Source organism: Pectobacterium nicotianae (assembly GCF_023272715.1).
GTDB lineage: Bacteria > Pseudomonadota > Gammaproteobacteria > Enterobacterales > Enterobacteriaceae > Pectobacterium > Pectobacterium brasiliense.
In genome coordinates, this window is sequence record NZ_CP096821.1 from 248,021 (window position 1) to 272,311 (window position 24,291).

General features: G+C 53.6%; 18 protein-coding genes. 15 read left to right on the forward strand and 3 right to left on the reverse strand.

The window, feature by feature from the left end; all coding sequences use genetic code 11:
• Positions 1 to 61 precede the first annotated feature (61 nt).
• The gene (putA, locus tag MYB54_RS01080; protein WP_248721398.1) at positions 62 to 4,006 is read left to right on the forward strand and encodes a trifunctional transcriptional regulator/proline dehydrogenase/L-glutamate gamma-semialdehyde dehydrogenase; all 3,945 of its coding nucleotides are present in this window, start codon (positions 62 to 64) and stop codon (positions 4,004 to 4,006) included.
• Positions 4,007 to 4,100: 94 nt separating this feature from the next.
• On the opposite strand, the gene ppiC is transcribed toward putA, so the two are convergent.
• Entirely contained in the window at positions 4,101 to 4,382 is a 282-nt protein-coding gene (ppiC, locus tag MYB54_RS01085) for a peptidylprolyl isomerase PpiC (RefSeq protein WP_039277727.1), read from the reverse strand.
• Between the two features lie 160 nt (positions 4,383 to 4,542).
• Between ppiC and rep the strand changes: the two genes are divergently transcribed.
• Positions 4,543 to 6,564, forward strand: coding sequence for a DNA helicase Rep (gene rep / locus MYB54_RS01090; protein WP_248721399.1), 2,022 nt, complete (start codon positions 4,543 to 4,545; stop codon positions 6,562 to 6,564).
• A gap of 18 nt (positions 6,565 to 6,582) precedes the next feature.
• Here the strand turns inward: rep and ppx are convergent, their stop codons facing one another.
• Positions 6,583 to 8,079 (reverse strand): exopolyphosphatase, encoded by a 1,497-nt coding sequence (ppx, locus tag MYB54_RS01095; RefSeq protein WP_205565092.1) that lies wholly within the window; start codon positions 8,077 to 8,079, stop codon positions 6,583 to 6,585.
• Positions 8,080 to 8,085: 6 nt separating this feature from the next.
• Positions 8,086 to 9,375 carry an ATP-dependent RNA helicase RhlB gene (gene rhlB, locus MYB54_RS01100; RefSeq protein WP_039311655.1) on the reverse strand — a complete coding sequence of 430 codons (1,290 nt, stop codon included), beginning with the start codon at positions 9,373 to 9,375 and terminating at the stop codon, positions 8,086 to 8,088.
• Positions 9,376 to 9,493: 118 nt separating this feature from the next.
• Here rhlB and trxA point away from each other — a divergent pair, with 118 nt between their 5' ends.
• From trxA to wecG, 13 genes are all read left to right on the forward strand, one after another.
• Positions 9,494 to 9,820 (forward strand): thioredoxin TrxA, encoded by a 327-nt coding sequence (gene trxA, locus MYB54_RS01105; protein WP_010283883.1) that lies wholly within the window; start codon positions 9,494 to 9,496, stop codon positions 9,818 to 9,820.
• A 494-nt stretch (positions 9,821 to 10,314) separates the two neighbouring features.
• Positions 10,315 to 11,574 (forward strand): transcription termination factor Rho, encoded by a 1,260-nt coding sequence (gene rho / locus MYB54_RS01110; RefSeq protein WP_010283881.1) that lies wholly within the window; start codon positions 10,315 to 10,317, stop codon positions 11,572 to 11,574.
• A gap of 206 nt (positions 11,575 to 11,780) precedes the next feature.
• Positions 11,781 to 12,878, forward strand: coding sequence for a UDP-N-acetylglucosamine--undecaprenyl-phosphate N-acetylglucosaminephosphotransferase (gene wecA, locus MYB54_RS01115; protein ID WP_094370123.1), 1,098 nt, complete (start codon positions 11,781 to 11,783; stop codon positions 12,876 to 12,878).
• A 21-nt stretch (positions 12,879 to 12,899) separates the two neighbouring features.
• Positions 12,900 to 13,946 (forward strand): ECA polysaccharide chain length modulation protein, encoded by a 1,047-nt coding sequence (gene wzzE, locus MYB54_RS01120; protein WP_205594759.1) that lies wholly within the window; start codon positions 12,900 to 12,902, stop codon positions 13,944 to 13,946.
• A 67-nt stretch (positions 13,947 to 14,013) separates the two neighbouring features.
• Positions 14,014 to 15,144, forward strand: a complete 1,131-nt coding sequence (wecB, locus tag MYB54_RS01125) for a non-hydrolyzing UDP-N-acetylglucosamine 2-epimerase (protein ID WP_039498155.1) — start codon at positions 14,014 to 14,016, stop codon at positions 15,142 to 15,144.
• Between the two features lie 285 nt (positions 15,145 to 15,429).
• A complete protein-coding gene (gene wecC / locus MYB54_RS01130; protein WP_248721400.1) occupies positions 15,430 to 16,692 on the forward strand; it encodes a UDP-N-acetyl-D-mannosamine dehydrogenase in 1,263 nt (420 codons plus the stop codon).
• A complete protein-coding gene (gene rffG / locus MYB54_RS01135; protein WP_200879528.1) occupies positions 16,683 to 17,756 on the forward strand; it encodes a dTDP-glucose 4,6-dehydratase in 1,074 nt (357 codons plus the stop codon). Before wecC ends, rffG begins: the two co-directional genes overlap by 10 nt.
• Positions 17,757 to 17,793: 37 nt before the next feature.
• Positions 17,794 to 18,525 (forward strand): dTDP-4-amino-4,6-dideoxy-D-galactose acyltransferase, encoded by a 732-nt coding sequence (gene wecD / locus MYB54_RS01140; protein ID WP_248721401.1) that lies wholly within the window; start codon positions 17,794 to 17,796, stop codon positions 18,523 to 18,525.
• A gap of 4 nt (positions 18,526 to 18,529) precedes the next feature.
• On the forward strand, positions 18,530 to 19,660 hold the full coding sequence (rffA, locus tag MYB54_RS01145) for a dTDP-4-amino-4,6-dideoxygalactose transaminase (RefSeq protein WP_039466141.1): 1,131 nt from the start codon (positions 18,530 to 18,532) through the stop codon (positions 19,658 to 19,660).
• A gap of 1 nt (position 19,661) precedes the next feature.
• Entirely contained in the window at positions 19,662 to 20,912 is a 1,251-nt protein-coding gene (gene wzxE, locus MYB54_RS01150; RefSeq protein ID WP_248721402.1) for a lipid III flippase WzxE, read from the forward strand.
• Positions 20,909 to 21,994 carry a TDP-N-acetylfucosamine:lipid II N-acetylfucosaminyltransferase gene (locus MYB54_RS01155; RefSeq protein ID WP_010283870.1) on the forward strand — a complete coding sequence of 362 codons (1,086 nt, stop codon included), beginning with the start codon at positions 20,909 to 20,911 and terminating at the stop codon, positions 21,992 to 21,994. The genes wzxE and MYB54_RS01155 overlap by 4 nt, the downstream gene beginning before the upstream one ends.
• Positions 21,991 to 23,379: an ECA oligosaccharide polymerase gene (gene wzyE, locus MYB54_RS01160; protein WP_248721403.1), complete on the forward strand. Its 1,389-nt coding sequence runs from the start codon at positions 21,991 to 21,993 to the stop codon at positions 23,377 to 23,379. Before MYB54_RS01155 ends, wzyE begins: the two co-directional genes overlap by 4 nt.
• Complete coding sequence (gene wecG / locus MYB54_RS01165; protein WP_014916942.1) at positions 23,376 to 24,125, forward strand: lipopolysaccharide N-acetylmannosaminouronosyltransferase; 750 nt, start codon at positions 23,376 to 23,378, stop codon at positions 24,123 to 24,125. Before wzyE ends, wecG begins: the two co-directional genes overlap by 4 nt.
• Positions 24,126 to 24,291 lie beyond the last annotated feature (166 nt).

Genomic DNA, 24,291 nt, shown 5'->3' on the forward strand with positions numbered 1-24,291 from the left:
GCAACATGGTTGATATTGACGTTATCCCGATGTGCATCTTCTCATTATAGGAGTGGACTCTATGGGCTCTACCACGATGGGTGTAAAACTCGATGAGGAAACGCGCGAACGTATCAAGGCGGCAGCCCAGCGTATTGATCGTACACCGCACTGGCTGATCAAACAGGCTATTTTCCATTACCTCGAACGCCTCGAAAGCGGCCTCGACACTCCTGAAACACCGCAATGGGCGAATGTCAGCCACATTGAAGCGGAAGAGATTATGCCGCAATCTCAGGAAGAAGAAACCCACCTACCCTTTCTTGATTTCGCCGAGCACATTCTTCCGCAGTCCGTTATCCGCGCCGCCATCACTTCTGTTTACCGCCGCCCCGAAAGTGAACTGGTGCCTATCTTGCTGGAACAAGCAAGACTTACCGATGAAATGTCGCAGTTAACGCAGAAACTGGCTTATCAACTGGCAGAGAAATTACGCGGCCAGAAAGCCGGAAATGGGCGTGCGGGCATTGTGCAAGGGCTGCTACAGGAATTCTCACTTTCTTCTCAGGAAGGGGTGGCGCTGATGTGCTTAGCCGAAGCGCTGCTGCGTATTCCCGATAAATCCACGCGTGATGCGCTGATCCGCGACAAGATCAGTCGGGGAAATTGGCAGGCGCATCTTGGTCATAGCCCGTCGCTCTTTGTGAATGCTGCAACCTGGGGGCTGCTGTTTACCGGAAAGCTGGTGGCGACGCACAACGAAGTGAACCTCTCGAATTCGCTGAACCGCATCATTGGGAAAAGCGGTGAGCCGCTTGTCCGCAAAGGTGTCGATATGGCTATGCGGCTGATGGGGGAGCAGTTTGTCACTGGGGAAACCATTGGCGAAGCGCTGGCGAATGCCCGTGAACGGGAGAATAAAGGCTTCCGTTACTCTTACGACATGTTAGGTGAAGCCGCGCTGACGGAACATGATGCTGCCGCGTATCTGTCGGCCTATCAACAGGCGATTCATGCTATCGGCAAAGCCTCGAACGGGCGCGGGATTTACGAAGGGCCGGGCATCTCCATCAAGCTGTCGGCGCTGCATCCCCGCTATAGCCGGTCGCAGTATGATCGCGTGATGGAGGAACTGTATCCGCGTTTGTTGATGCTGACGCTGCTGGCGCGTCAGTACGATATCGGGATCAATATTGACGCGGAGGAAGCCGATCGATTGGAGATCTCGCTCGATCTGCTGGAAAAACTCTGCATGGAGCCGCAGTTGGCGGGGTGGAACGGCGTTGGGTTTGTCATTCAGGCTTATCAGAAACGCTGCCCGTATGTGATTGATGCGCTGATTGAGCTGGCGCAGCGCAGCCGTCGGCGGCTGATGGTTCGTCTGGTGAAAGGGGCGTACTGGGACAGTGAAATCAAGCGCGCGCAGGTTGACGGGCTGGAAGGTTATCCAGTCTACACGCGTAAGGTTTATACCGATGTGTCGTATCTGGCGTGCGCTCGGAAGCTGTTGGCCGTACCGAATCTGATTTACCCGCAGTTTGCCACGCACAATGCGCAGACGTTAAGCGCGATCTACCACATGGCGGGCCACAATTATTATCCTGGACAGTATGAATTCCAGTGTTTGCATGGCATGGGGGAACCGCTTTACGATCAGGTGGTGGGCGCGGTTGCTGATGGAAAACTGAGCCGGCCGTGCCGTATTTATGCTCCGGTCGGAACCCATGAAACGCTGTTGGCTTATCTGGTGCGACGCCTGCTGGAAAACGGCGCGAATACCTCGTTTGTTAACCGCATTGCGGATACCTCAATGGCGCTGGAAACGCTGATTGCCGATCCGATTCGTGGCGTAGAGGCGCTGGCAAAAGTGGAATGGAGCATGGGCGCGCCGCATCCCAAGATTCCCTTGCCACGTCAGCTATATGGGCGGGAACGGCAAAATTCGAGCGGACTGGATCTCTCGAACGAGCACCGGCTGGCCTCGCTCTCCAGCGCGTTGCTGAATCATGCATCACAGCCGTGGTATGCCGCGCCAATGATTGAGGGGGAAAGCGATGCAAGTGAAGAAAGACCTGTCGTGAATCCCGCAGATATGCACGATGTGGTGGGCTACGTTCTCGATGCCTCGGTGGCGGATGTTGAGCAGGCGGTAGATGCCGCAGTACATGCTGGCACCATTTGGTTTGCGACGCCACCCGCAGAGCGGGCCGCGATATTGAATCAGGCCGCCTCGCTGATGGAAGGGCAGTTGCAAAGTCTGCTGGGACTGCTGGTGCGGGAAGCGGGTAAATCCTTCAGTAACGCGATTGCGGAAGTGCGCGAAGCGGTGGACTTCTTACGCTATTACGCGGGACAGGTTCGGGATTCATTCACCAATGATACCCATCGTCCGCTGGGGCCAGTGGTTTGTATCAGCCCGTGGAATTTCCCGCTGGCGATCTTCACCGGTCAAATTTCTGCCGCACTGGCGGCAGGAAACAGCGTGCTGGCAAAACCGGCTGAACAGACGCCGCTGGTTGCGGCACAGGCGGTGCGTATTTTGCATGAGGCGGGCATTCCTCTGGGTGTGCTGCAACTGCTGCCCGGACGGGGAGAAACGATTGGTGCCGCGTTGGTCAGCGATGAACGGGTACGCGGCGTGGTGTTTACCGGATCGACGGCCGTTGCCAAAACCCTGCAACGCAGCATCGCGGGCAGGCTCGATCCACAGGGGCGTTTGACGCCGCTGATTGCCGAAACGGGTGGACTGAATGCGATGATTGTCGATTCGTCTGCGCTGACGGAGCAGGTGGTGAATGACGTTATCGCCTCTGCGTTCGACAGCGCCGGACAGCGTTGCTCTGCGCTGCGCCTGTTGTGCCTGCAAGAGGATATTGCGGATCGCACTCTGGCTATGCTGCGTGGCGCGATGGCGGAGTGTCGAATGGGCAATCCTGAGCGGTTATCGACCGACATCGGTCCGCTGATTGACGCGGAAGCGAAAGAGAACGTGGAGCTGCATATCCAGACGATGCGGGCGAAAGGCCATACGGTATTTCAGGCAGCGTATCCGCAGGATGAGGAGACGTGGCGGCACGGGACGTTTGTGAAACCGACCCTGATAGAGCTGGGCAAGATAGACGAGCTGAAAAAAGAAGTTTTTGGTCCAGTTTTACACGTAGTTCGCTATCAAAGCCAGCAGTTGGATGCAGTGATTGCGCAGATCAACGCGGCGGGATACGGTCTGACGCTGGGTGTGCATACCCGCATTGATGAAACTATCCTGCGTGTGACGGGCAAGGCGAAGGTGGGTAATCAATATGTGAACCGCAATATGGTCGGTGCCGTTGTCGGTGTTCAACCGTTTGGCGGGGAAGGCTTATCAGGAACCGGACCAAAGGCAGGCGGACCGCTTTATCTCTACCGTTTGCTGGCACATCGGCCGGACGATGCGCTTGCGGCAGAATTTGCACAGCAGAACCGTGAGCAGGCGCTGCTGGCGGGGCTACAGGCGCTGGAAGACTGGGCGATTACTGGAGAGCGTCACGGGCTAGCGACGTTATGCCAGCGCTATAGAGAATATAGCGTCAGCGGGACAACGCGGCTGTTGCCCGGCCCGACAGGGGAAAGTAATTCCTATACGCTGCTGCCGCGTGAGCGGATTCTGTGTCTGGCGGATAATGAGGACGATCGCTTGATTCAGACGGCGGCGGTGCTGGCAACGGGCGGAGAGTTGCTGTGGCTGGAAGGCGAGCGGGAGAAAACGCTTTACGGCCGTTTACCCGCCGGCGTGCAGTCGCATATTCAGTTCACGCCTGACTGGCAGCGGCAAGACGTGTCTTTTCATGGTGTCATTTATCATGGGGACGCCGATCGGTTACGGCAACTGAGTGAGGCGCTTGCAGAGCGCGATGGCCCGATTATCCAGCCGTTAGGCTATGCGCAGGGCGATACCCACGTTCAGTTGGAGCGTCTGTTGACCGAACGTTCTCTGAGTATCAATACCGCCGCCGCAGGCGGCAATGCCAGCCTGATGACGATAGGCTAATAAGGCATTTAATAGAAAAAACGCGCCAAACCAGAAGGTCGGCGCGTTTTTCATGTTCGGGGGTGTCGGCGTGGCGACTTCATTGCGATACAACTTAATTGCGATAAAGCACCTTGATTACGTGGTAACCAAACTGGGTTTTCACCGGACCAAACGGCTTCAGCAATTCGCAGGAAAACACCGCCTTATCGAATGCTGGCACCATGTCGCCTTTACGAAATTCACCTAAATCGCCGCCGTTGCGTTTTGACGGGCAGGTCGAGTGCTTCTGTGCCAGTTTCTGGAAGTCTGCACCTTTTTCCAGTTGCGCAAGAATTTCAGTAGCTTCCTGCTCAGTGTCTACCAGGATGTGTAGGGCTGCTGCGGTATTTGCCATGTTATTACCTTTTTTGCAAAAGAGATTCCGGCGCGCAATGTAACATTTGCAACGCAAGATGTGGACTGCGATGTGCTTTCCTTAATAACAAATCCCTGGTCAAGATCGATACGGCTTTCTGCTACAATCGCCTTCCGTTTTATGAGTGAGCAAGATCGTTATGCGCTTAAACCCCAGCCAACAACACGCCGTCGAATTCGTCACCGGACCTTGTCTGGTGCTGGCGGGCGCAGGTTCAGGCAAGACCCGCGTTATCACCAACAAAATCGCGCACCTTATCCGCCAGTGTGGCTATCAGGCTAAGCACATTGCCGCCGTGACGTTTACCAACAAAGCGGCGCGAGAGATGAAGGAGCGTGTGTCGCAAACGCTGGGGCGTAAAGAAACGCGTGGGTTGATGATCGCGACCTTCCATACGCTGGGGCTGGAGATCATCAAACGTGAATACGTCGCGTTGGGCATGAAATCTAATTTCTCCCTGTTTGACGATCAGGACCAGATGGCATTGCTGAAAGAGCTGACGGAACAGTGGCTGGAAAACGATAAGGTTCTGCTGCAACAGCTGATCTCGACGATCTCAAACTGGAAAAACGATCTGATCGATCCTGCCGGTGCGGCAGCAACCGCTCGCTCCGAACGCGACAAGCTGTTTGTGCATTGCTACTCGCTCTATCACGACCATCTGCGCGCCTGTAACGTACTGGACTTCGACGATCTGATTTTGCTGCCCACGCTGTTGCTGAAGCAGAACGCGGAGGTGCGTGAACGCTGGCAGAACCGCTTACGCTACCTGCTGGTGGATGAATATCAGGACACCAACACCAGCCAGTATGAGCTGGTTAAGCTGCTGGTAGGCACCCGCGCGCGTTTTACCGTCGTAGGTGATGACGATCAGTCTATTTACTCCTGGCGTGGTGCGCGACCGCAGAATCTGGTGTTGCTACAGCAGGATTTCCCCGCGCTTGACGTGATCAAGCTGGAACAAAACTACCGCTCGTCCGGGCGCATTCTGAAAGCCGCCAATATTCTCATCGCTAATAACCCGCACGTTTTTGAAAAGCGTCTGTTCTCGGAGCTGGGTTACGGTGATGAACTCAAAGTGATTACCGCCAACAATGAAGATCACGAAGCGGAGCGGGTCGTTGGTGAGCTGATTGCCCATCACTTTATTAAAAAGACCCAGTACGGCGACTATGCCATTTTGTATCGTGGCAACCATCAATCGCGTCTGTTTGAAAAGATGTTGATGCAGAACCGTATTCCGTATCGTATCTCCGGCGGCACGTCGTTTTTTTCCCGACCTGAAATCAAAGATTTACTGGCTTATCTGCGCGTACTGACCAACCCAGACGATGACAGCGCGTTCTTACGTATTGTGAACACGCCCAAGCGTGAAATTGGCCCGGCGACGATGAAGAAACTGGGCGAGTGGGCAGGGCAGCGCAATAAAGGTCTGTTCAGCGCGAGTTTTGATCTTGGGCTGAGCCAGACGCTGACCGGTCGTGGGCTGGAGTCCCTGCAACGGTTTACCCAGTGGCTGGCGGAAATCGCCCGTCTGGCAGAGCGTGAACCGGTCGTCGCCGTGCGCGACCTGATTCATGGGCTGGACTACGAAAGCTGGCTGTATGAAACCTCGCCGAGCCCAAAAGCCGCAGAAATGCGGATGAAGAACGTCAATCAGCTATTCAGCTGGATGACGGAAATGCTGGAAGGGTCCGATCTGGATGAGCCGATGACGCTAACGCAGGTCGTAACGCGCTTCACGCTGCGGGACATGATGGAACGGGGAGAGAGTGAAGAGGAACTGGATCAGGTTCAGCTAATGACGCTACATGCGTCCAAAGGCTTGGAATTCCCGTACGTCTTTTTAGTTGGGATGGAAGAAGGTCTGTTGCCGCACCAGAGCAGCATTGATGAAGATAACGTCGACGAAGAGCGTCGTCTGGCATACGTGGGGATTACGCGTGCTCAGCGCGAACTGTTCTTCACATTGTGCAAAGAACGCCGCCAGTATGGCGAGTTGGTGCGCCCTGAGCCGAGTCGTTTCCTGCTTGAACTGCCGCAAGATGATGTGGTGTGGGAAACGGAAAGAAAAGTGGTGAGCGCACAAGAGCGTATGCAGAAAGGTCAGACGAATGTCGCTAATATTCGGGCGATGTTAGCGAAAGCAAAAGGGGAGTAGTTCTCCCCTATATATCCGTTAAGCTGTGGTTTCTTCCAGCATCAGCGGCCAGTGTACGTAGCTCTGCCAGCGGCTTTCCTGTTCCAGCATTTCTGCCCGTAACGGGTGCTGAGCCAGCCAGCCAGCAGGCAGAATCAAGCGTAACGTTTCACCTTCTACGCGTAAACGTACGGCTGGCAGCGTGTCATCGCGGCGGCGGCTGGCAAAAATAATCGCCAGACGCAACAGGCGGCACAGGCGCTGTGCCTGATTGACCGGCAGCGCGTTTTGCTGACTGAGCGGCATTAAATCGACAGGGTTAATCTGGTTTTGCAGGAGTGTCGCTAACAGCTTTTTCTGGGCGGGCGTAAAGCCTGGGAGATCGCTATGGCGAATCAAATAGGCTGCATGCTGGGGCGACTGGCGAAAATCGATGCTCAAACCGATTTCGTGAACCAGACAGGCGCTGCGCAGTAACTCACGAGCTCGATTATCTAACTGCCAGTCACGGGCAACCTGTTGCAGAAAGTTGTCCGCCAATGCACTGACGCGTTTAGCCTGTTCGGTATCCAGCAGATAACGGCGTTGCAGTGTTGCTAACGTGCGGTGACGAATATCCTGATCGACAGGCAGATCCAGCATGCCATAGACCAGTCCTTCACGCAGCGCGCCTCCGGCCAGCGTCATCGTTTTGATGTCTAGCTCTTGGAAGATCGCCAGTAGAATGGCTAATCCGCTGGGGAAAACCAGCGCACGTTCCAGCGTCAGGCCATCAATTTCCAATTCTTCCAGCTTATCGCATTGAATCGCATGCTCTTTAAGCTGTCTGAGCTTCGGCAGAGTAATGTATTCATCCATTCCCTGCGCGACCATAATTTCCTGTAGCGCCTGGACTGTGCCGGAAGCGCCGACGCAGATTTGCCAGCCTTGCTCACGCAGAGAGGCCGCGACAGGGCGCAACATTTCACGCGCCGCCTGTTCAGCGCGTTCAAAGTTACCGGCTTCCAGATTGCGGTCACTGAAATAGCGATCCAGCCACGTTACGCATCCCATCGGGAGGCTGATCAACTGAGTCGTTTTTGCGCCGATTCCCGTTGCCAGTTCGGTACTGCCACCGCCAATATCCACGACCAGACGCGCATCCGGGCCGCCTGTCGTATGTGCCACACCTTGATAAATCAAGCGTGCTTCTTCTTCACCGCTGATAACCTGAATCGGCAAGCCCAGAATTTCCTGAGCCCGTTGCAGAAACTCGTCAGCGTTCGTTGCCAGTCGCAGGGTGGCTGTCGCGACAACGCGCACCTGATCCTGCGGAATGTCCTGCAACCGTTCGGAGAACAGCTGTAGACACTGCCAGCCACGCTGCATCGCTTCCTGCGAGAGCCGATTCTGTTTATCCAGCCCTGCCGCAAGGCGGACTTTACGCTTTATTTTCGCCAGCGTCTGAATGCTGCCTGCGGTTTCCCGGGTGACCAGCATATGGAAGCTGTTCGAGCCGAGATCGATGGCAGCGTAAAGTGAAGAAGAGCTCAGCATCGACGGTTAGTCCGCTCGTTTACGGTTATTACGGGGCGCTCCGCTGCGGCGTGGCGCATTGTGTCGGCGCGGGCCATTATTGGAACGCGGTGGACGTGTTAAACGCTTCGGCGCAGGTAAATCATTCATCAGCGCGTCACTGTTGTATTTGCTGACTGGGATACCGTGACCGATATAGGTTTCGATAGCCGGAAGGTTCAGCGCGTACTCTTCACAGGCCAGACTGATAGAGAATCCGCTTTGCCCCGCACGGCCCGTACGGCCAATACGGTGAACGTAGTCTTCGCAGTCATCTGGCAGATCGTAGTTAAAAACGTGGGTTACAGAAGGAATATGCAAACCGCGTGCGGCAACGTCCGTTGCCACCAGAATATCCAGATTACCCTGAGTAAATTCTTCCAGAATACGCAGACGTTTTTTCTGTGCGACGTCGCCTGTCAGCAGTCCAACGCGATGACCATCGGCAGCCAGATGGCCCCAGATGTCTTCACAGCGATGCTTGGTATTCGCAAAAATAATGCAGCGGTCCGGCCACTCTTCTTCCAGCAGTGTCTGGAGCAGGCGCATTTTTTCTTCGTTGGATGGATAAAACAGTTCTTCTTTAATGCGGTGGCCGGTTTTCTGTTCCGGTTCAACTTCCACATACTCGGCGTTATTCATCTGTTCAAACGCGAGTTCACGCACCCGGTAGGAGAGCGTAGCGGAGAAGAGCATGTTCAGGCGCTGTGCCGCTGCGGGCATGCGGCGGAATAACCAGCGAATGTCTTTGATGAAGCCGAGATCGTACATGCGATCTGCTTCGTCCAGCACGACGACCTGAATCGCGCCCAGATTGATGTGGTTCTGCTTGGCATAATCGATCAGACGACCGGTGGTGCCGATCAGAATATCAACGCCGCTTTCCAGCACTTTAAGCTGTTTGTCGTAGCCGTCGCCACCGTAGGCTAAACCTAATTTTAGCCCAGTTGCATGAGACAGCGTTTCTGCATCAGAGTGAATCTGGACAGCCAGTTCACGGGTTGGTGCCATAATTAAGGCACGTGGCTGATTGGTCTGACGCTCTGCATTTGCAGGGTGTGAAAGCAGATAATGGAAAGTAGACGCGAGAAAAGCCAGCGTCTTGCCGGTACCGGTTTGCGCCTGACCCGCAACATCACGCCCTGACAGAGCCAATGGCAGAGCTAACGCCTGAATAGGCGTACAGTTATGAAACCCTTTACTTTCAAGAGCTTCAATAACCTGCGGGTGCAGGGCGAAGTCGGAAAACTTCTGTTCAGTTAAGTGTGTTTTGCTCATAGTGTGGTAGAATATCAGCTAACTATTGCTTTACGAAAGCGTATCCGGTGAAATAAAGTCAAGCCGTTGTTGGTTAATGCTAAACCAACAAGGTAGAAATAATCCTGCGGAGTAAAATATGAGCGATAAAATAATTCACCTGACTGATGACAGCTTCGGCACGAAAGTATTGCAAGCTGAGGGCGCTATCTTGGTTGATTTCTGGGCTGAGTGGTGTGGTCCTTGCAAAATGATCGCTCCTATTCTGGATGAAATTGCTGAAGAGTTTGAAGGTAAACTGACGGTTACCAAGCTGAATATTGATGAAAATCCGGCTACTGCGCCGAAATATGGTATCCGTGGTATCCCTACTCTGCTGCTGTTTAAAAACGGCGAAGTCGCTGCGACGAAAGTCGGCGCACTGTCGAAAGGGCAACTGAAAGAGTTCCTGACGGCGAACCTGTAATTAGCTTGATACCCTAAAAAGGGTGTCGCCGGCGGGCGCAATTGGGCAATATGCAATTCTCATATTGACTGCTTGCCGCTCGTCGGGAAGCGTGTTAGATTCTTCATCACTGCATATCGTACTTGCCTATGTTTAAGCCCTTAGGCTTAAGCCTAAAAGTTAGAGTCTAAAGCATTATTCTGTGTCGAAATCGAAAAAATCGTTGTTTTACAAGGTAATTGTTCTACAAGACGATTGTTTCACAACACGTTTGTGATCCGATTTGGGCAGTCTGCTAGTTTTACAATAATTGGTTTTATGTGTCTTCGATCTCCTGCCGTTGATTTATGCGGATATCGTTTATGCGGATGTTGTTTTGCGCGGATTTAATGCGCTTCAGGTGTGAAACCAGACAGGAATCCGGTGGTTGAAGGCTGTTATAGAGGCACGGATGATCCTGCCATACCATTCACGTTATAGTTCGAGATTTACCCCGAGTTAAAGAACCCACCACTATGAATCTTACCGAATTAAAGAATACGCCAGTTTCTGAGTTAATTACTCTTGGCGAAAATATGGGACTGGAAAACCAGGCCCGCATGCGCAAACAGGATATTATCTTCGCTATTCTGAAACAGCATGCCAAAAGCGGCGAGGATATTTTCGGCGATGGTGTGCTGGAGATATTGCAGGATGGCTTCGGCTTTCTCCGCTCCGCAGACAGCTCCTACCTCGCAGGCCCCGATGATATCTACGTTTCTCCCAGCCAAATCCGCCGTTTTAACCTCCGCACTGGTGACACCATTTCTGGCAAGATTCGTCCGCCGAAAGAAGGTGAACGCTACTTTGCGCTGCTGAAAGTTAACGAAGTCAACTATGACAAACCTGAAAACGCCCGCAACAAGATCCTGTTCGAAAACTTAACGCCGCTGCACGCAAACTCTCGTCTGCGTATGGAGCGGGGTAATGGTTCGACAGAAGATCTGACGGCGCGTGTGCTGGATCTGGCTTCGCCGATCGGCCGTGGTCAACGTGGTCTGATCGTTGCACCGCCAAAAGCGGGTAAAACCATGCTGCTGCAAAACATCGCACAGAGCATCGCTTACAATCATCCTGACTGTGTGCTGATGGTGCTGCTGATTGACGAACGTCCGGAAGAAGTTACCGAGATGCAGCGTCTGGTGAAAGGTGAAGTGGTGGCGTCAACGTTTGACGAGCCAGCTTCCCGTCACGTTCAGGTTGCCGAAATGGTGATCGAAAAAGCGAAGCGTCTGGTTGAGCATAAGAAAGACGTTATCATCTTGCTGGACTCCATTACCCGTCTGGCACGTGCCTACAACACCGTGGTTCCGGCTTCGGGCAAAGTGTTGACTGGTGGTGTGGATGCTAACGCCCTGCATCGTCCGAAGCGTTTCTTCGGTGCGGCGCGTAACGTTGAGGAAGGCGGTAGCCTGACCATCATCGCCACCGCGTTGGTTGATACCGGTTCTAAGATGGACGAAGTGATTTACGAAGAATTTAAAGGTACAGGTAATATGGAACTGCACCTGGCGCGTAAAATCGCAGAAAAACGCGTGTTCCCGGCGATTGACTACAATCGTTCCGGTACGCGTAAAGAAGAACTGCTTACTACCTCTGAAGAATTGCAGAAGATGTGGATTCTACGCAAGATCATCCACCCAATGGGTGAGATCGACGCGATGGAATTCCTCATCAACAAGTTGGCGATGACGAAAACCAACGATGAATTCTTCGATATGATGAAACGTTCATAAATCCGGGCGTTCATCCATTACGGATAACTCGGGGAACGCCACGCTGGGTCGTGGCGTTTTTTTATCCCCTAATTGATCGGATGTGAAGGGGCTTTCTACCAGGAAGTCTCGGTTATCACTCAATTTGTACTGGCGATCAACGTGGGCGATAGGATATAAGGCGTAAACCGAGTCTATACTGAACAGCTACAGCGCAGCTGTTAACGGTGAACTTACTCACTATGAGTACCGAATTACTATTTATTTTCTTGTTTTCTCTGGGCTTTCTTTTTTTTGCTCGCAGCATCGCGGGTAAAATAGGGCTTGTCGATCGTCCCAACTACCGTAAACGCCATCGGGGTCTTGTACCTCTGGTTGGTGGTATCTCCGTGTATGCGGGTATCTGCTTTACCTACTTCATTACCGATCAATATATTCCCAACTTCCGTCTTTACCTGCTGTGCGCGGGTGTGCTGGTGTTTATCGGCATGCTGGACGATCGTTTTGATATCAGCGTGAAAATTCGTGCCGTTGTGCAGGCCTTTGTTGCCGTGGTGATGATGGCTTTCGCTGGCTTGACGATACATAACCTGGGATTCATTTTCGGTCCGTGGCAGATGGGGCTGGGGCCGTTTGGCTATCTGGTCACGCTGTTTGCGGTTTGGGCGGCAATTAATGCGTTCAATATGGTGGACGGGATCGATGGATTGCTCGGCGGGTTGTCCAGCGTCTCATTTGGGGCGATGGGGATTTTGCTGTACCTGAGCGGCCACACGAATCTGGCATTGTGGTGTTTCGCCATGATTGCGGCGACGTTGCCTTATATTCTGCTTAACCTCGGCATGTTTGGACCTCGCTACAAGGTGTTCATGGGCGATGCCGGTAGCACGATGATTGGCTTCACGGCCATCTGGCTCCTGATTCAAACAACGCAAGGCCCGCAGCATCCGATTAATCCGGTTACGGCACTGTGGATCATCGCTATCCCGCTGATCGATATGATCGCCATTATGTATCGACGCTTGCGCAAAGGGATGAGCCCGTTCTCGCCTGACCGACAGCATATCCATCATTTAATGATGCGGGCTGGCTTCTCTTCCCGTCAGGCGTTTGTACTGATTACGCTTGCTGCCGCCTTGTTGGCCGCGGTCGGTGTGTTGGGAGAATATTTCTTTTTTATACCCGAATGGTTTATGTTGGCATTATTCTTGCTTGCATTTCTGCTGTATGGCTACTGCCTGAAACGAGCATGGCGGGTCGCCCGTTTTATCAAGCGAATCAAACGCCGTATGCGGCATTCTGATGAGCAAAAGCAGTCATCCTGACCAAATAATTTTGGGGAAGTAATGAAATCAGAGAACTTGTCTACCGGGAATGCGTTGATTGATAACGAACTGGATATCCGTGGTTTATTTCGCCTGCTGTGGCGTGGAAAGGTATGGCCGATAGCAATCGGCCTGCTTTTTGCCGTTGTGGCACTGGGTTATTCCTATCTTGTTAAACAGGAGTGGAGCGCGACAGCGATTACCGACAAGCCGACGGTCAATATGCTGGGTGGGTATTATTCGCAGCAGCAATTCCTGCGTAACCTCGACGCCCGTTCTTTTTCCGCGCCTCAGCCAGAACAACCGTCTATTTCGGCCGATGCTTATGACGAGTTCATCATGCAATTAGCGGCTTACGATACCCGCCGCGATTTCTGGTTGCAGACCGACTATTATAAGCAGCGTCTGGAAGGCGATGAAAAAGCCGATGCGGCTCTGCTCGATGAATTGGTTAACAACATTCAGTTTACGCCGCGCGACGACGGGAAAAAGACCAATGATTCCGTGAAACTGGTGGCAGAAAACTCTAAAGATTCCAACACGTTGCTTCGTCAGTATGTGGTTTTTGCCAGCCAGCGTGCAGCCAGTCACCTGAATGAAGAAATTAAGGGTGCCTGGGCGGCCAGAACTATCTTCATGAAGTCGCAGATCAAGCGTCAGGAAGCGGTAGCAAAAGCGATTTACGATCGCGAAGTCCGCAGCGTTGAGCTGGCGTTGAAAATCGCCCAGCAGCAAGGTATTAGCCGCAGCCAGACGGATACGCCGGCAGACGAAATCCCCGCATCGGAAATGTTCCTGCTTGGCAGGCCGATGCTTCAAGCCCGACTGGAAACATTGCAGACCAGCGGCCCCCACTACGAACTGGATTACGATCAAAATCGCGCGATGTTGGCGACGCTGAACGTTGGCCCAACGCTTGAGGCCAGTTTCCAGACGTATCGTTATTTGCGTACGCCGGAAGAGCCGGTGAAGCGTGACAGCCCACGCCGGGCATTCCTGATGGTGATGTGGGGTGCGATTGGTGCGCTCGTCGGCGCGGGTGTTGCCTTGGCTCGCCGTCCGCGCTAACCAGCTTGCTGATTCGCGTCTGATGCTCAGCGAGCGTCTGCGTCTAACCTGATTAAAGAGATTCAATGTGAAAGTATTGACTGTTTTCGGCACCCGGCCGGAAGCCATAAAAATGGCACCGCTGGTTCATGCCCTGGCTCAGGATGGAGCCTTTGAATCGAGAATTTGCGTAACAGCCCAGCACCGGGAGATGCTGGATCAGGTGCTGCGTTTGTTCGATATTACGCCGGATTACGATCTGGATATTATGCGACCGGGACAGGGACTCAGTGAGATATCCTGCCGGATTTTATCAGGACTTGAACCCGTTATGGCGGAGTTCAAACCGGATTTGGTGTTGGTACACGGCGATACCACCACGACACTGGCAACCAGTCTGGCGGCTTTTTATCAGCGTATCCCCGTCGGCCATGTAGAAGCGGGATTGCGTACTGGCAATCTGTACTCGCCCTGGCCGGAAGAGGCTAACCGCAAACTGACCGGACATTTGGCGATGTACCATTTCGCCCCAACGGAAAATTCCCGCCAAAATTTACTGCGTGAGCATCTGTCTGACCGACATATTTTTGTGACGGGTAATACGGTGATTGATGCGTTGTTCTGGGTGCGCGATCGTATTCTCGGGGATGCCGCGCTACGCCGCAGCCTTGACGAAAAATATGCCTTTTTAGACGATAACAAGAAACTGATTCTGGTTACCGGACACCGCCGCGAAAGTTTTGGCGGCGGCTTTGAGCGCATTTGCAGCGCGCTGGCAGATATTGCCCGTCGACACCCTGAAGTACAAATTGTGTATCCGGTTCACCTGAATCCTAACGTCAGCGAACCGGTGAATCGCATCCTGAGCGGCATTGATAATGTGATGCTGATTGCGCCGCAGGACTATCTGCCTTTCGTATATTTGATGAATCGTTCTTACATGATTTTGACCGACTCTGGCGGCATTCAGGAAGAAGCGCCGTCGTTAGGCAAGCCCGTATTGGTGATGCGTGATACGACAGAGCGGCCGGAGGCGGTGGAAGCCGGTACGGTCAAGCTGGTAGGGACAGAAGTAACCAGCATTGTCGATGCGGTATCTACGCTGTTGACGGATGAAGAAGCGTATCAGGCAATGAGTCGCGCCCATAATCCTTATGGCGATGGACAAGCCTGTCAACGCATCGTTGATGCTTTAAAAAATCGCCAGGAGCGATTTTAAACGTCGCTTGCGACGATCCTAAGGGTGTCGTGCAGGGATAGCCTGACATAAAAAATCGCTAAGTGTATTTTCGGGCGGAGAATAGCTGATTGACAGAGTGTAAACGGAGATAATGGGATAGAAGAGTAAAGCGTTTGCGCCATGGATGGCGCAATCCGAGCGTACAGGGATGTATTCACAGCGTCTTTACGATCTATCCATTATCTCCGCTCAATGCATCCATCAGCGCTCGAAAATTGAACGTCGCCTTGCGACGGCCCGACATAAAAATTATCAGGTGACACTATGAGCTTTACTACCATTTCCGTAATCGGTTTGGGCTACATCGGTTTACCCACCGCTGCGGCGTTTGCGTCGCGCCAGAAAAAAGTCATCGGTATCGATGTGAACAAACTGGCGGTCGAAACCATTAATCGTGGCGAAATCCATATCGTCGAGCCCGATCTGGATGCGTTGGTCAAAGTGGCAGTGGAAAATGGTTACCTTCAGGCGCTGACAAAGCCTGTGCCAGCCGACGCTTTCCTGATCGCCGTTCCTACCCCATTCAAAGGCGATCACGAACCCGATCTGGCCTACGTTCAGGCGGCTGCGGCATCCATCGCGCCTGTTCTGAAGAAAGGCGATCTGGTGATTCTGGAATCGACATCCCCCGTAGGTGCAACCGAACAAATGGCCGAGTGGCTGGCCGAGGCGCGAGCGGACTTGACGTTTCCGCAGCAGGTTGGGGAAACGGCGGATATCAATATAGCCTATTGTCCTGAACGCGTTCTGCCAGGGCAGGTCGTGGTCGAACTGATTAAAAACGATCGCGTCATTGGCGGCATGACCTCGGTATGCTCTGCTCGCGCGAGCGAACTGTACAAAATCTTCCTCGAAGGTGAGTGTGTGGTTACTAACTCCCGCACCGCCGAAATGTGCAAGCTGACGGAAAACAGCTTCCGCGACGTTAATATTGCTTTCGCCAATGAGCTCTCACTGATTTGTGCCGAACAAAACATTAACGTATGGGAACTTATCCGATTGGCAAACCGTCATCCCCGCGTCAATATCCTGCAACCCGGCCCTGGCGTCGGCGGGCACTGCATTGCGGTCGACCCCTGGTTTATCGTGGCGCAGAACCCGCAGCAGGCCCGGTTGATTCATACCGCCAGACTGGTGAACGATGGCAAGCCACTCTGGGTCGTGGATCGCGTCAAAGCTGCCGTGGCGGATTATCTGGCACAAACGGATAAGCGCGCTAGCGAGGTCACGGTGGCCTGCTTTGGGCTGGCGTTCAAGCCCGATATTGACGATTTACGTGAAAGCCCAGCAGTAGGGATTACGTCCATGATCGCACAGTGGAATACCGGCGTGACGTTAGCCGTCGAACCGAATGTCAAACACCTGCCGTCCGTGTTGGCCGGGCAGGTAAAACTGGTCGATACCAGCAGTGCATTAAAAGAAGCCGATGTGCTGGTAATGCTGGTTGACCACCGTCAGTTTAAAGCGGTTAGCCCAGAAGATTTGAAACAACAGTGGGTTATCGATACCAAAGGAGTATGGCGTTGAAACGTATTTTAATTACCGGCGGAGCAGGGTTTATTGGTTCGGCGTTGGTCAGATACATTCTGACGGAAACGCAGGACAGCGTCGTCGTTGTCGATAAGCTGACCTATGCAGGGAACCTGTCTTCGCTGGCACCCGTCGCTGATAGCTCACGCTTCGCGTTTGAGCAGGTTGATATCTGCGATCGTGCTGAATTGGACCGTGTCTTTACCGCTTACCAGCCCGCGCTGGTGATGCATTTGGCGGCAGAAAGCCACGTCGATCGCTCTATCGATGGCCCGGCGGCATTTATCGAAACCAATATTGTCGGTACCTATACGATGCTGGAAGCAGCACGTCATTACTGGCAGAACCTGGCTGATGTGGACAAGCGCGCATTCCGTTTTCACCATATCTCCACCGATGAAGTGTTTGGTGACCTGCATGGGACGGACGATCTGTTTACAGAAACTACGCCTTATGCGCCAAGCAGCCCTTATTCCGCATCGAAAGCCTCCAGCGACCACCTTGTTCGCGCCTGGCTGCGCACCTACGGGTTCCCGACAGTTATCACCAACTGCTCGAATAACTACGGTCCTTACCATTTCCCAGAGAAGCTGATTCCGCTGGTGATTCTGAATGCGGTCGCGGGCAAACCTTTACCGGTTTACGGTGACGGCGCGCAAATCCGTGACTGGCTGTTTGTCGAAGACCACGCTCGCGCACTGTACAAAGTGGTGACGGAAGGCGAAATCGGCGAGACGTACAACATCGGTGGTCACAACGAGCGCAAAAACATTGAAGTCGTGCAGACCATTTGCGCGCTGCTGGAAGAGCTGGCACCGAATAAGCCTGCTGGTGTGGAACATTACCGCGATCTCATCACCTACGTGAAAGACCGCCCTGGCCACGACATGCGTTACGCGATCGATGCCGGGAAAATTGAACGTGAACTGGGCTGGCGTCCAGAAGAAACGTTTGAGACGGGCATGAGAAAAACCGTCAGTTGGTATCTGAATAACGAAAAATGGTGGCGCAGCGTGCAGGATGGTTCTTATGCCGGCGAACGTTTAGGACTGAATGATTAAACCTGCGTCTGAGGGCGGAAAAGAGAGGAGCGAAACGATGACCCATCCGATATCAATTGGAAAGGGAGAGATTCGCGCTACGGTTGAACCGCTGGGCTGGGAGAGCGAATTCTTCCAGATTGACAGCGGTAAGCTGAATTTTTCGCCTTCTGCGCCCGCGTTGACGCCTGATACGCTGAGCGCATTTACGCTGACGCAGGCTAAAATCGCAGCGGACAACCTGGTGCTGGCAGATGCGCTTGCCGATCTAGGGTTTCGATTGGTTGAAGGCGAGGTCGATCTCAGTCTGCCGCTGCAACGGGCTACGGTTGTTACGCCGCTACCGCGCTGGCGTGAAGCTACACCCGACGATATCCCTGCACTAAGGGACGCGGCGTCACGTGTTTTTGCGCTGAGTCGTTTTCGTTCTCCGTGGTATCAACCGGAGGATAGCGGGCGTTTCTATGCACAGTGGATTGAGAATGCTGTGCGCGGTACGTTCGACCACTGTTGTTTGCTGGTGGAAGATGCCGCGGGCAATCCACAAGGATGGGTCACGCTACGCAGAGTGAATGACTCGGATGCCCGTATCGGTCTACTGGGCGTTTGGCCGGGCGTTACGGTACGTGGCATCGGTTCACAGCTGATGGCGCTGGCGGAAGCGTGGTGCCGACAACAAGAGTTGATATGTCTTCGGGTCGCGACACAGGTTAGCAACGTGGCGGCGCTTCGTCTTTATCTTCGCCGTGGTGCTACGATTGAGAGCACGGCGTATTGGTTATACAGGTGATCACATGATTCCATTTAATGCGCCACCAGTTGTGGGTACAGAACTAGATTATATGCAGGCTGCGATGAGCAGCGGTAAATTGTGCGGCGATGGTGGGTTTACCCGTCGCTGTCAGCAGTGGCTGGAACATTATTCCGGCAGCAAAAAAGTCCTGCTCACGCCGTCCTGTACCGCTTCGTTGGAGATGGCCGCCATCCTGCTGGACGTGAAGCCCGGCGATGAAGTGATCATGCCGAGCTATACCTTCGTGTCTACCGCCAATGCCTTTGTGCTGCGTGGTGCGAAGATCGTGTTTGTCGATATTCGCCCGGATACCATGAATATTGATGAGACGAAGATCGAAGCGGCCATTACGGAAAAGACGCGCATTATCGTGCCGGTTCACTACGCAGGTGTAGCCTGCGAGATGGACGCGATTATGGCACTGGCGAAGAAATACGATTTATATGTCGTGGAAGATGCCGCGCAGGGCGTGATGTCGAGCTATAAAGGCCGCGTTCTGGGCTCTATCGGCCACATCGGCTGCTTCAGCTTTCACGAAACCAAGAACTACACCTCGGGCGGCGAGGGCGGAGCCACGTTGATTAATGACGCAAGGCTGGTGGAGCGTGCGGAAATCATCCGTGAAAAAGGCACCAACCGCAGCCAGTTCTTCCGCGGACAGGTGGACAAATACACCTGGCGGGATATCGGTTCAAGCTACCTGATGGCAGATATTCAGGCTGCCTACCTCTGGGCACAGCTGGAAGCGGCGCGGCCGATCAACGAACGCCGTCTGAAACTGTGGCAGAACTACTACGCGGCATTCAAATCGCTGGCTGATGCCGGGCGTATTACCCTGCCGACTGTGCCTGCCAATGGGATTCACAACGCGCACATGTTTTATATCAAACTGCGCGATCAGGACGACCGCAGTGCGTTTATCAATTACATGAAAGAAGCCGAAATCATGACGGTCTTTCATTATATCCCGCTGCACAGTTGCCCGGCCGGTCTGAACTTCGGTAGTTTCTCCGGTGAAGACCGCTACACTACGCAGGAAAGCGAGCGGCTGGTACGTTTACCGCTGTTCTACAACCTGTCAGACGTCAATCAGCGGACGGTGATCAATACCATTCTGAGCTTCTTCTCCTGATATGTCGTTGGCGAAAGCATCGATATGGACGGCAGGCTCCACGCTGATAAAAATCGGCGCGGGGCTGGTTGTCGTCAAACTGCTGGCGGTCGCTTTTGGCCCTAGCGGTGTGGGAATGGCAGGGAATTTCCGCCAGTTGATTACAGTGTTGGGCGTGTTAGCCGGTGCGGGGATCTTCAACGGCGTCACCAAATATGTGGCGGAGTACCAGCAACAGCCGGAACGGCTCAGGCCGCTGCTCGGTACGTCAGTCACGCTGGTGCTGGGGTTCTCGACGCTGTTGGCGATTATCTTTCTGGCCGCTGCAACGCCTATCGCCAATCTGCTGTTTGGGCATGATGACTATCGCGATGTGGTGCGTGCGCTGGCGTTTATCCAGATGGGTATCGCCTACGCCAACCTGTTTCTGGCGATCCTCAAGGGCTATCGGGATGCGATAGGCAACGCGCTGGCTGTGATCGGCGGCAGCCTGATCGGGCTGGCGGCCTTTTGGCTCTGCCTGCAACTGGGCGGCTATGTTGGCGCACTGGCAGGGCTGGCGCTGGTGCCCGCGCTGCTGGTGATTCCAGCAGGTATCATGCTATATCGGCGCACTCCGCTGTCGCTGACATCGCTAAAACCCGCGTGGGATCGCGCGATTGCCGGGCAGTTGGGCAAATTTACGCTGATGGCGTTAATGACCGCGGTGACGCTACCCGTTGCGTACATCATGATGCGTAACCTGTTGGCGGCACACTACAGCTGGGACGAAGTGGGTATTTGGCAGGGCGTCAGCAGTATTTCCGATGCTTACCTGCAATTCATTACCGCCTCCTTTACCGTGTATTTGCTGCCGACACTCTCGCGTCTGACGGATAAAGCCGCGTTGTCGCAGGAGATTATCCGCTCGCTGAAGTTTGTGCTGCCCGTTGTGGCTGGCGTTAGCTTTTGCGTGTGGCTGCTGCGAGATTTTGCCATCTGGCTGCTGTTCTCCAGCGAGTTCACGGCCATGCGAGATCTCTTCGTTTGGCAATTAGTAGGCGATGTAATGAAAGTGGGCGCTTACGTCTTTGGCTATCTGGTCATTGCGAAAGCGGCGCTGCGCTTTTATCTGCTCACGGAAGTGAGCCAGTTTCTCCTGCTGACCGGGTTTTCCCACTGGCTGATTCCGCTTTATGGCGCACAAGGTGCGGCACAGGCCTATATGGCAACCTACCTGGTCTATTTTTTGCTTTGTTGTTGCGTATTCATTATTTACCGTAGGCGAGCATGACGACACTGATTCATGTATTGGGATCTGACATCCCGCATCATAACCAGACCGTTTTACGTTTTTTTAACGACGTACTGGCGACGGAACTCCCCGAGCAGCAGATTCGGCATTTTATCGTGGCGTCCCGCGACGGCATTTCATCGGCTGATTTCCCCGCGCTGCGTATCGAAACCTGCGTGGATAAGAAAACGCTGGCTGAGGCCGTTATTGCCAGAGCCAAAGCGAACCGCAAAATGCGCTTTTTCCTGCATGGGCAGTTTAATCCCACGCTGTGGCTGGCGTTGCTGAGCGGAAAAATCAAATCCGAGCAGGTTTACTGGCACGTCTGGGGCGCGGATTTGTATGAAGAGGCGAGCAGCCTGAAATATCGCCTGTTTTATCTGCTGCGGCGTATGGCGCAAAAGCGTGTCGGACACGTGTTTGCCACGCGTGGCGATTTGGCGTGGTATCAGCAGCGTTCACCTCGCGTGCCGACGTCATTGCTGTACTTCCCAACGCGAATGGATCCGGCGCTCACGGGTATGCAGGTGGATAAACCGCTGGCAGGGCCGATGACGATTCTGGTCGGCAACTCTGGCGATCGCACGAATCGCCATCAGGAAGCGCTGCGGGCGATTCACAAGCAGTTCGGGAAAAACGTGCGGGTCGTTGTGCCGATGGGCTATCCCGCGAATAACGAGTCCTACATCGCGCAGGTGGAAAAGGACGGTTTGGCGCTGTTTGGCGTGAAAAATTTCCAACTGCTGAAAGACCAACTGGCGTTTGATGATTATCTCAACATGCTTCGCACTTGCGATTTGGGCTATTTTATTTTCGATCGCCAGCAGGGAATCGGCACGTTATGTCTGCTGATTCAGTTCGGCGTGCCGTTCGTGATCAGTCGACAAAATCCGTTCTGGCAGGATCTGACGGAACAAGGGCTGCCCGTGCTGTTTTACGGTGACGAATTGGATGAGGCGCTGGTGCGTGAAGCGCAGCGCCAACTGGCATCAGTCGATAAGCAACAGATTGCGTTTTTTAATCCCAATTATCTGCAAGGCTGGCGCGATGCGCTGGCATTGGCGACGGGAGAACCAACATGACGCTGGGGCAATTTGGTGGGCTGTTTGTCGTCTACCTGATTTCAGTCATCTTTATCCTGAGCCTGACCTGGATGGAGTTCCGGCGGGTGCGTTTTAATTTCAACGTGCTGTTTTCCCTGCTCTATTTGTTGACGTTCTATTTTGGTTTTCCGTTTACCTGCGTGCTGGTGTTCCGGTTTGGCGTTGAAGTGGTTCCCGTGCAGTTCCTGCTTCAGGCGATGCTGTCTGCGACGGCGTTCTATGCGATCTATTACGTCAGCTATAAGACGCGACTACGCCAGAAAACCTCCGCGCCACGTGCGCCACTCCTGACGGTGAACCGGGTTGAAGCCAATCTGACCTGGCTGCTGCTGGCGTTGATTGCGGTTGCCACCGTCGGTATTTTCTTCCTCAACAATGGCTTCTTGTTGTTTAAGCTGCGTTCTTACAGCCAGATATTCTCCAGCGATGTATCCGGTGTGGCGTTGAAACGCTTTTTCTACTTCTTCATTCCGGCGATGCTGGTGGTATATTTCCTGCGTCAGACGCAGCGTGCGTGGATAATGTTCCTCATCGGAACGGTCGTGTTTGGGATGCTGACGTATGTGATTGTTGGCGGAACGCGTGCGAATGTGATTATCGCCTTCGCCCTATTTCTGTTTATTGGCATTGTGCGCGGCTGGATTACGCTCTGGATGCTAGTTGCGGCTGGTGCGTTCGGGATTGTCGGGATGTTCTGGCTGGCGCTGAAGCGCTATGGGCTGGACGTCAGCGGTGATTACGCCTTTTATACGTTCCTCTATTTAACCCGTGACACCTTCTCGCCCTGGGAAAATCTGGCGCTGCTATGGCAGAACTACGACAAGATTGAATTCCAGGGGCTGGCACCGATTGCCCGTGATTTCTACGTCTTTATTCCCTCCTGGCTATGGCCGGACCGCCCTAATTTGGTGTTAAACAGTGCGAATTATTTCACCTGGGAAGTGTTGAATAACCGCTCTGGCCTGGCAATCTCCCCCACGTTGCTGGGTTCTCTGGTGGTGATGGGCGGAGTGCTGTTTATCCCGCTCGGTGCGATTGCGGTAGGGCTGGTTATCAAGTGGTTCGATTGGGTGTACGAGTTAGGGAAGAACGACAGCAATCGCTATAAGGCCGCTATTTTACAGGCGTTCTGCTTCGGGGCGGTGTTCAATATTATTGTGCTGACGCGTGAAGGCGTCGATTCTTTTGTTTCACGTGTGGTGTTTTTCTGTCTGGTATTTGGTCTGTGTCTGCTGGTTGCCAAACTGCTCTATTGGCTGCTGGAAAGCGCCGGACTCATCCGGCAGCGTCTGATGCGTATGCGAGCTACGCCGATCGCGCCGACACCCGACACCGTGGATCCTGTGATAAAGGAGCAGGTATGACAGCGTTAAAAACCACAGAGACCATTCCTCTGTATACCATTCGTGGTTTGCCCATTCACGGCTTTCGCAATATGGCGCAGTTTGTTGATTACCTGTTTACGGGCGAGCGGGTTGAAACAGGCACGCTCGTCGCGATTAACGCTGAGAAAGTGCTGACGGCGGAAAAAGACGTCGCGCTGCGTGCGCTGCTCGATCGCGCAGAGTACAAGTATGCGGACGGCATCAGCATCGTGCGCTCCATTCGGCGCAAATACCCGCAGGCTGACGTCACGCGGGTTGCAGGCGCTGATCTGTGGGAAGCGCTAATGGAACGGGCGGGCAAGGAGGGAACGCCAGTTTTTCTGGTGGGCGGCAAACCTGATGTGTTGGCACAAACGGAAGCGAAACTGCGGGCGCAGTGGAACGTGAATATTGTCGGTAGTCAGGATGGCTATTTTGCGCCAGAGCAGCGCGATGCCCTGTTCGAACGTATCCGCGCCAGCGGTGCGCAAATTGTTACCGTCGCGATGGGGTCGCCACGACAGGAAATCCTGATGCGCGACTGTCGTCACCACTATCCCGATGCGCTGTATATGGGCGTGGGTGGAACGTATGACGTCTTTACCGGGCATGTGAAGCGTGCCCCGCTCGTGTGGCAAAACTTAGGACTGGAGTGGTTGTATCGTTTGCTGTCCCAGCCGAGCCGTATTTTTCGGCAGCTTAAGCTGTTGAAATATGTCGCCTATCACTACAGCGGTCGTCTGTAGCTTCATTAAATTGGCGCGTTAAACGCGCCAACCTTTCCCCGCCATTTTTCCCAGTAGTATATAAACCTGATTTCTTATTCCTATTCGATTTTAATTGTCTGTTTGCCAGCCAATCAGAAATACAGAATTCTATCTTTGGCGTATTCGTCATCCCTGATGTGTTATT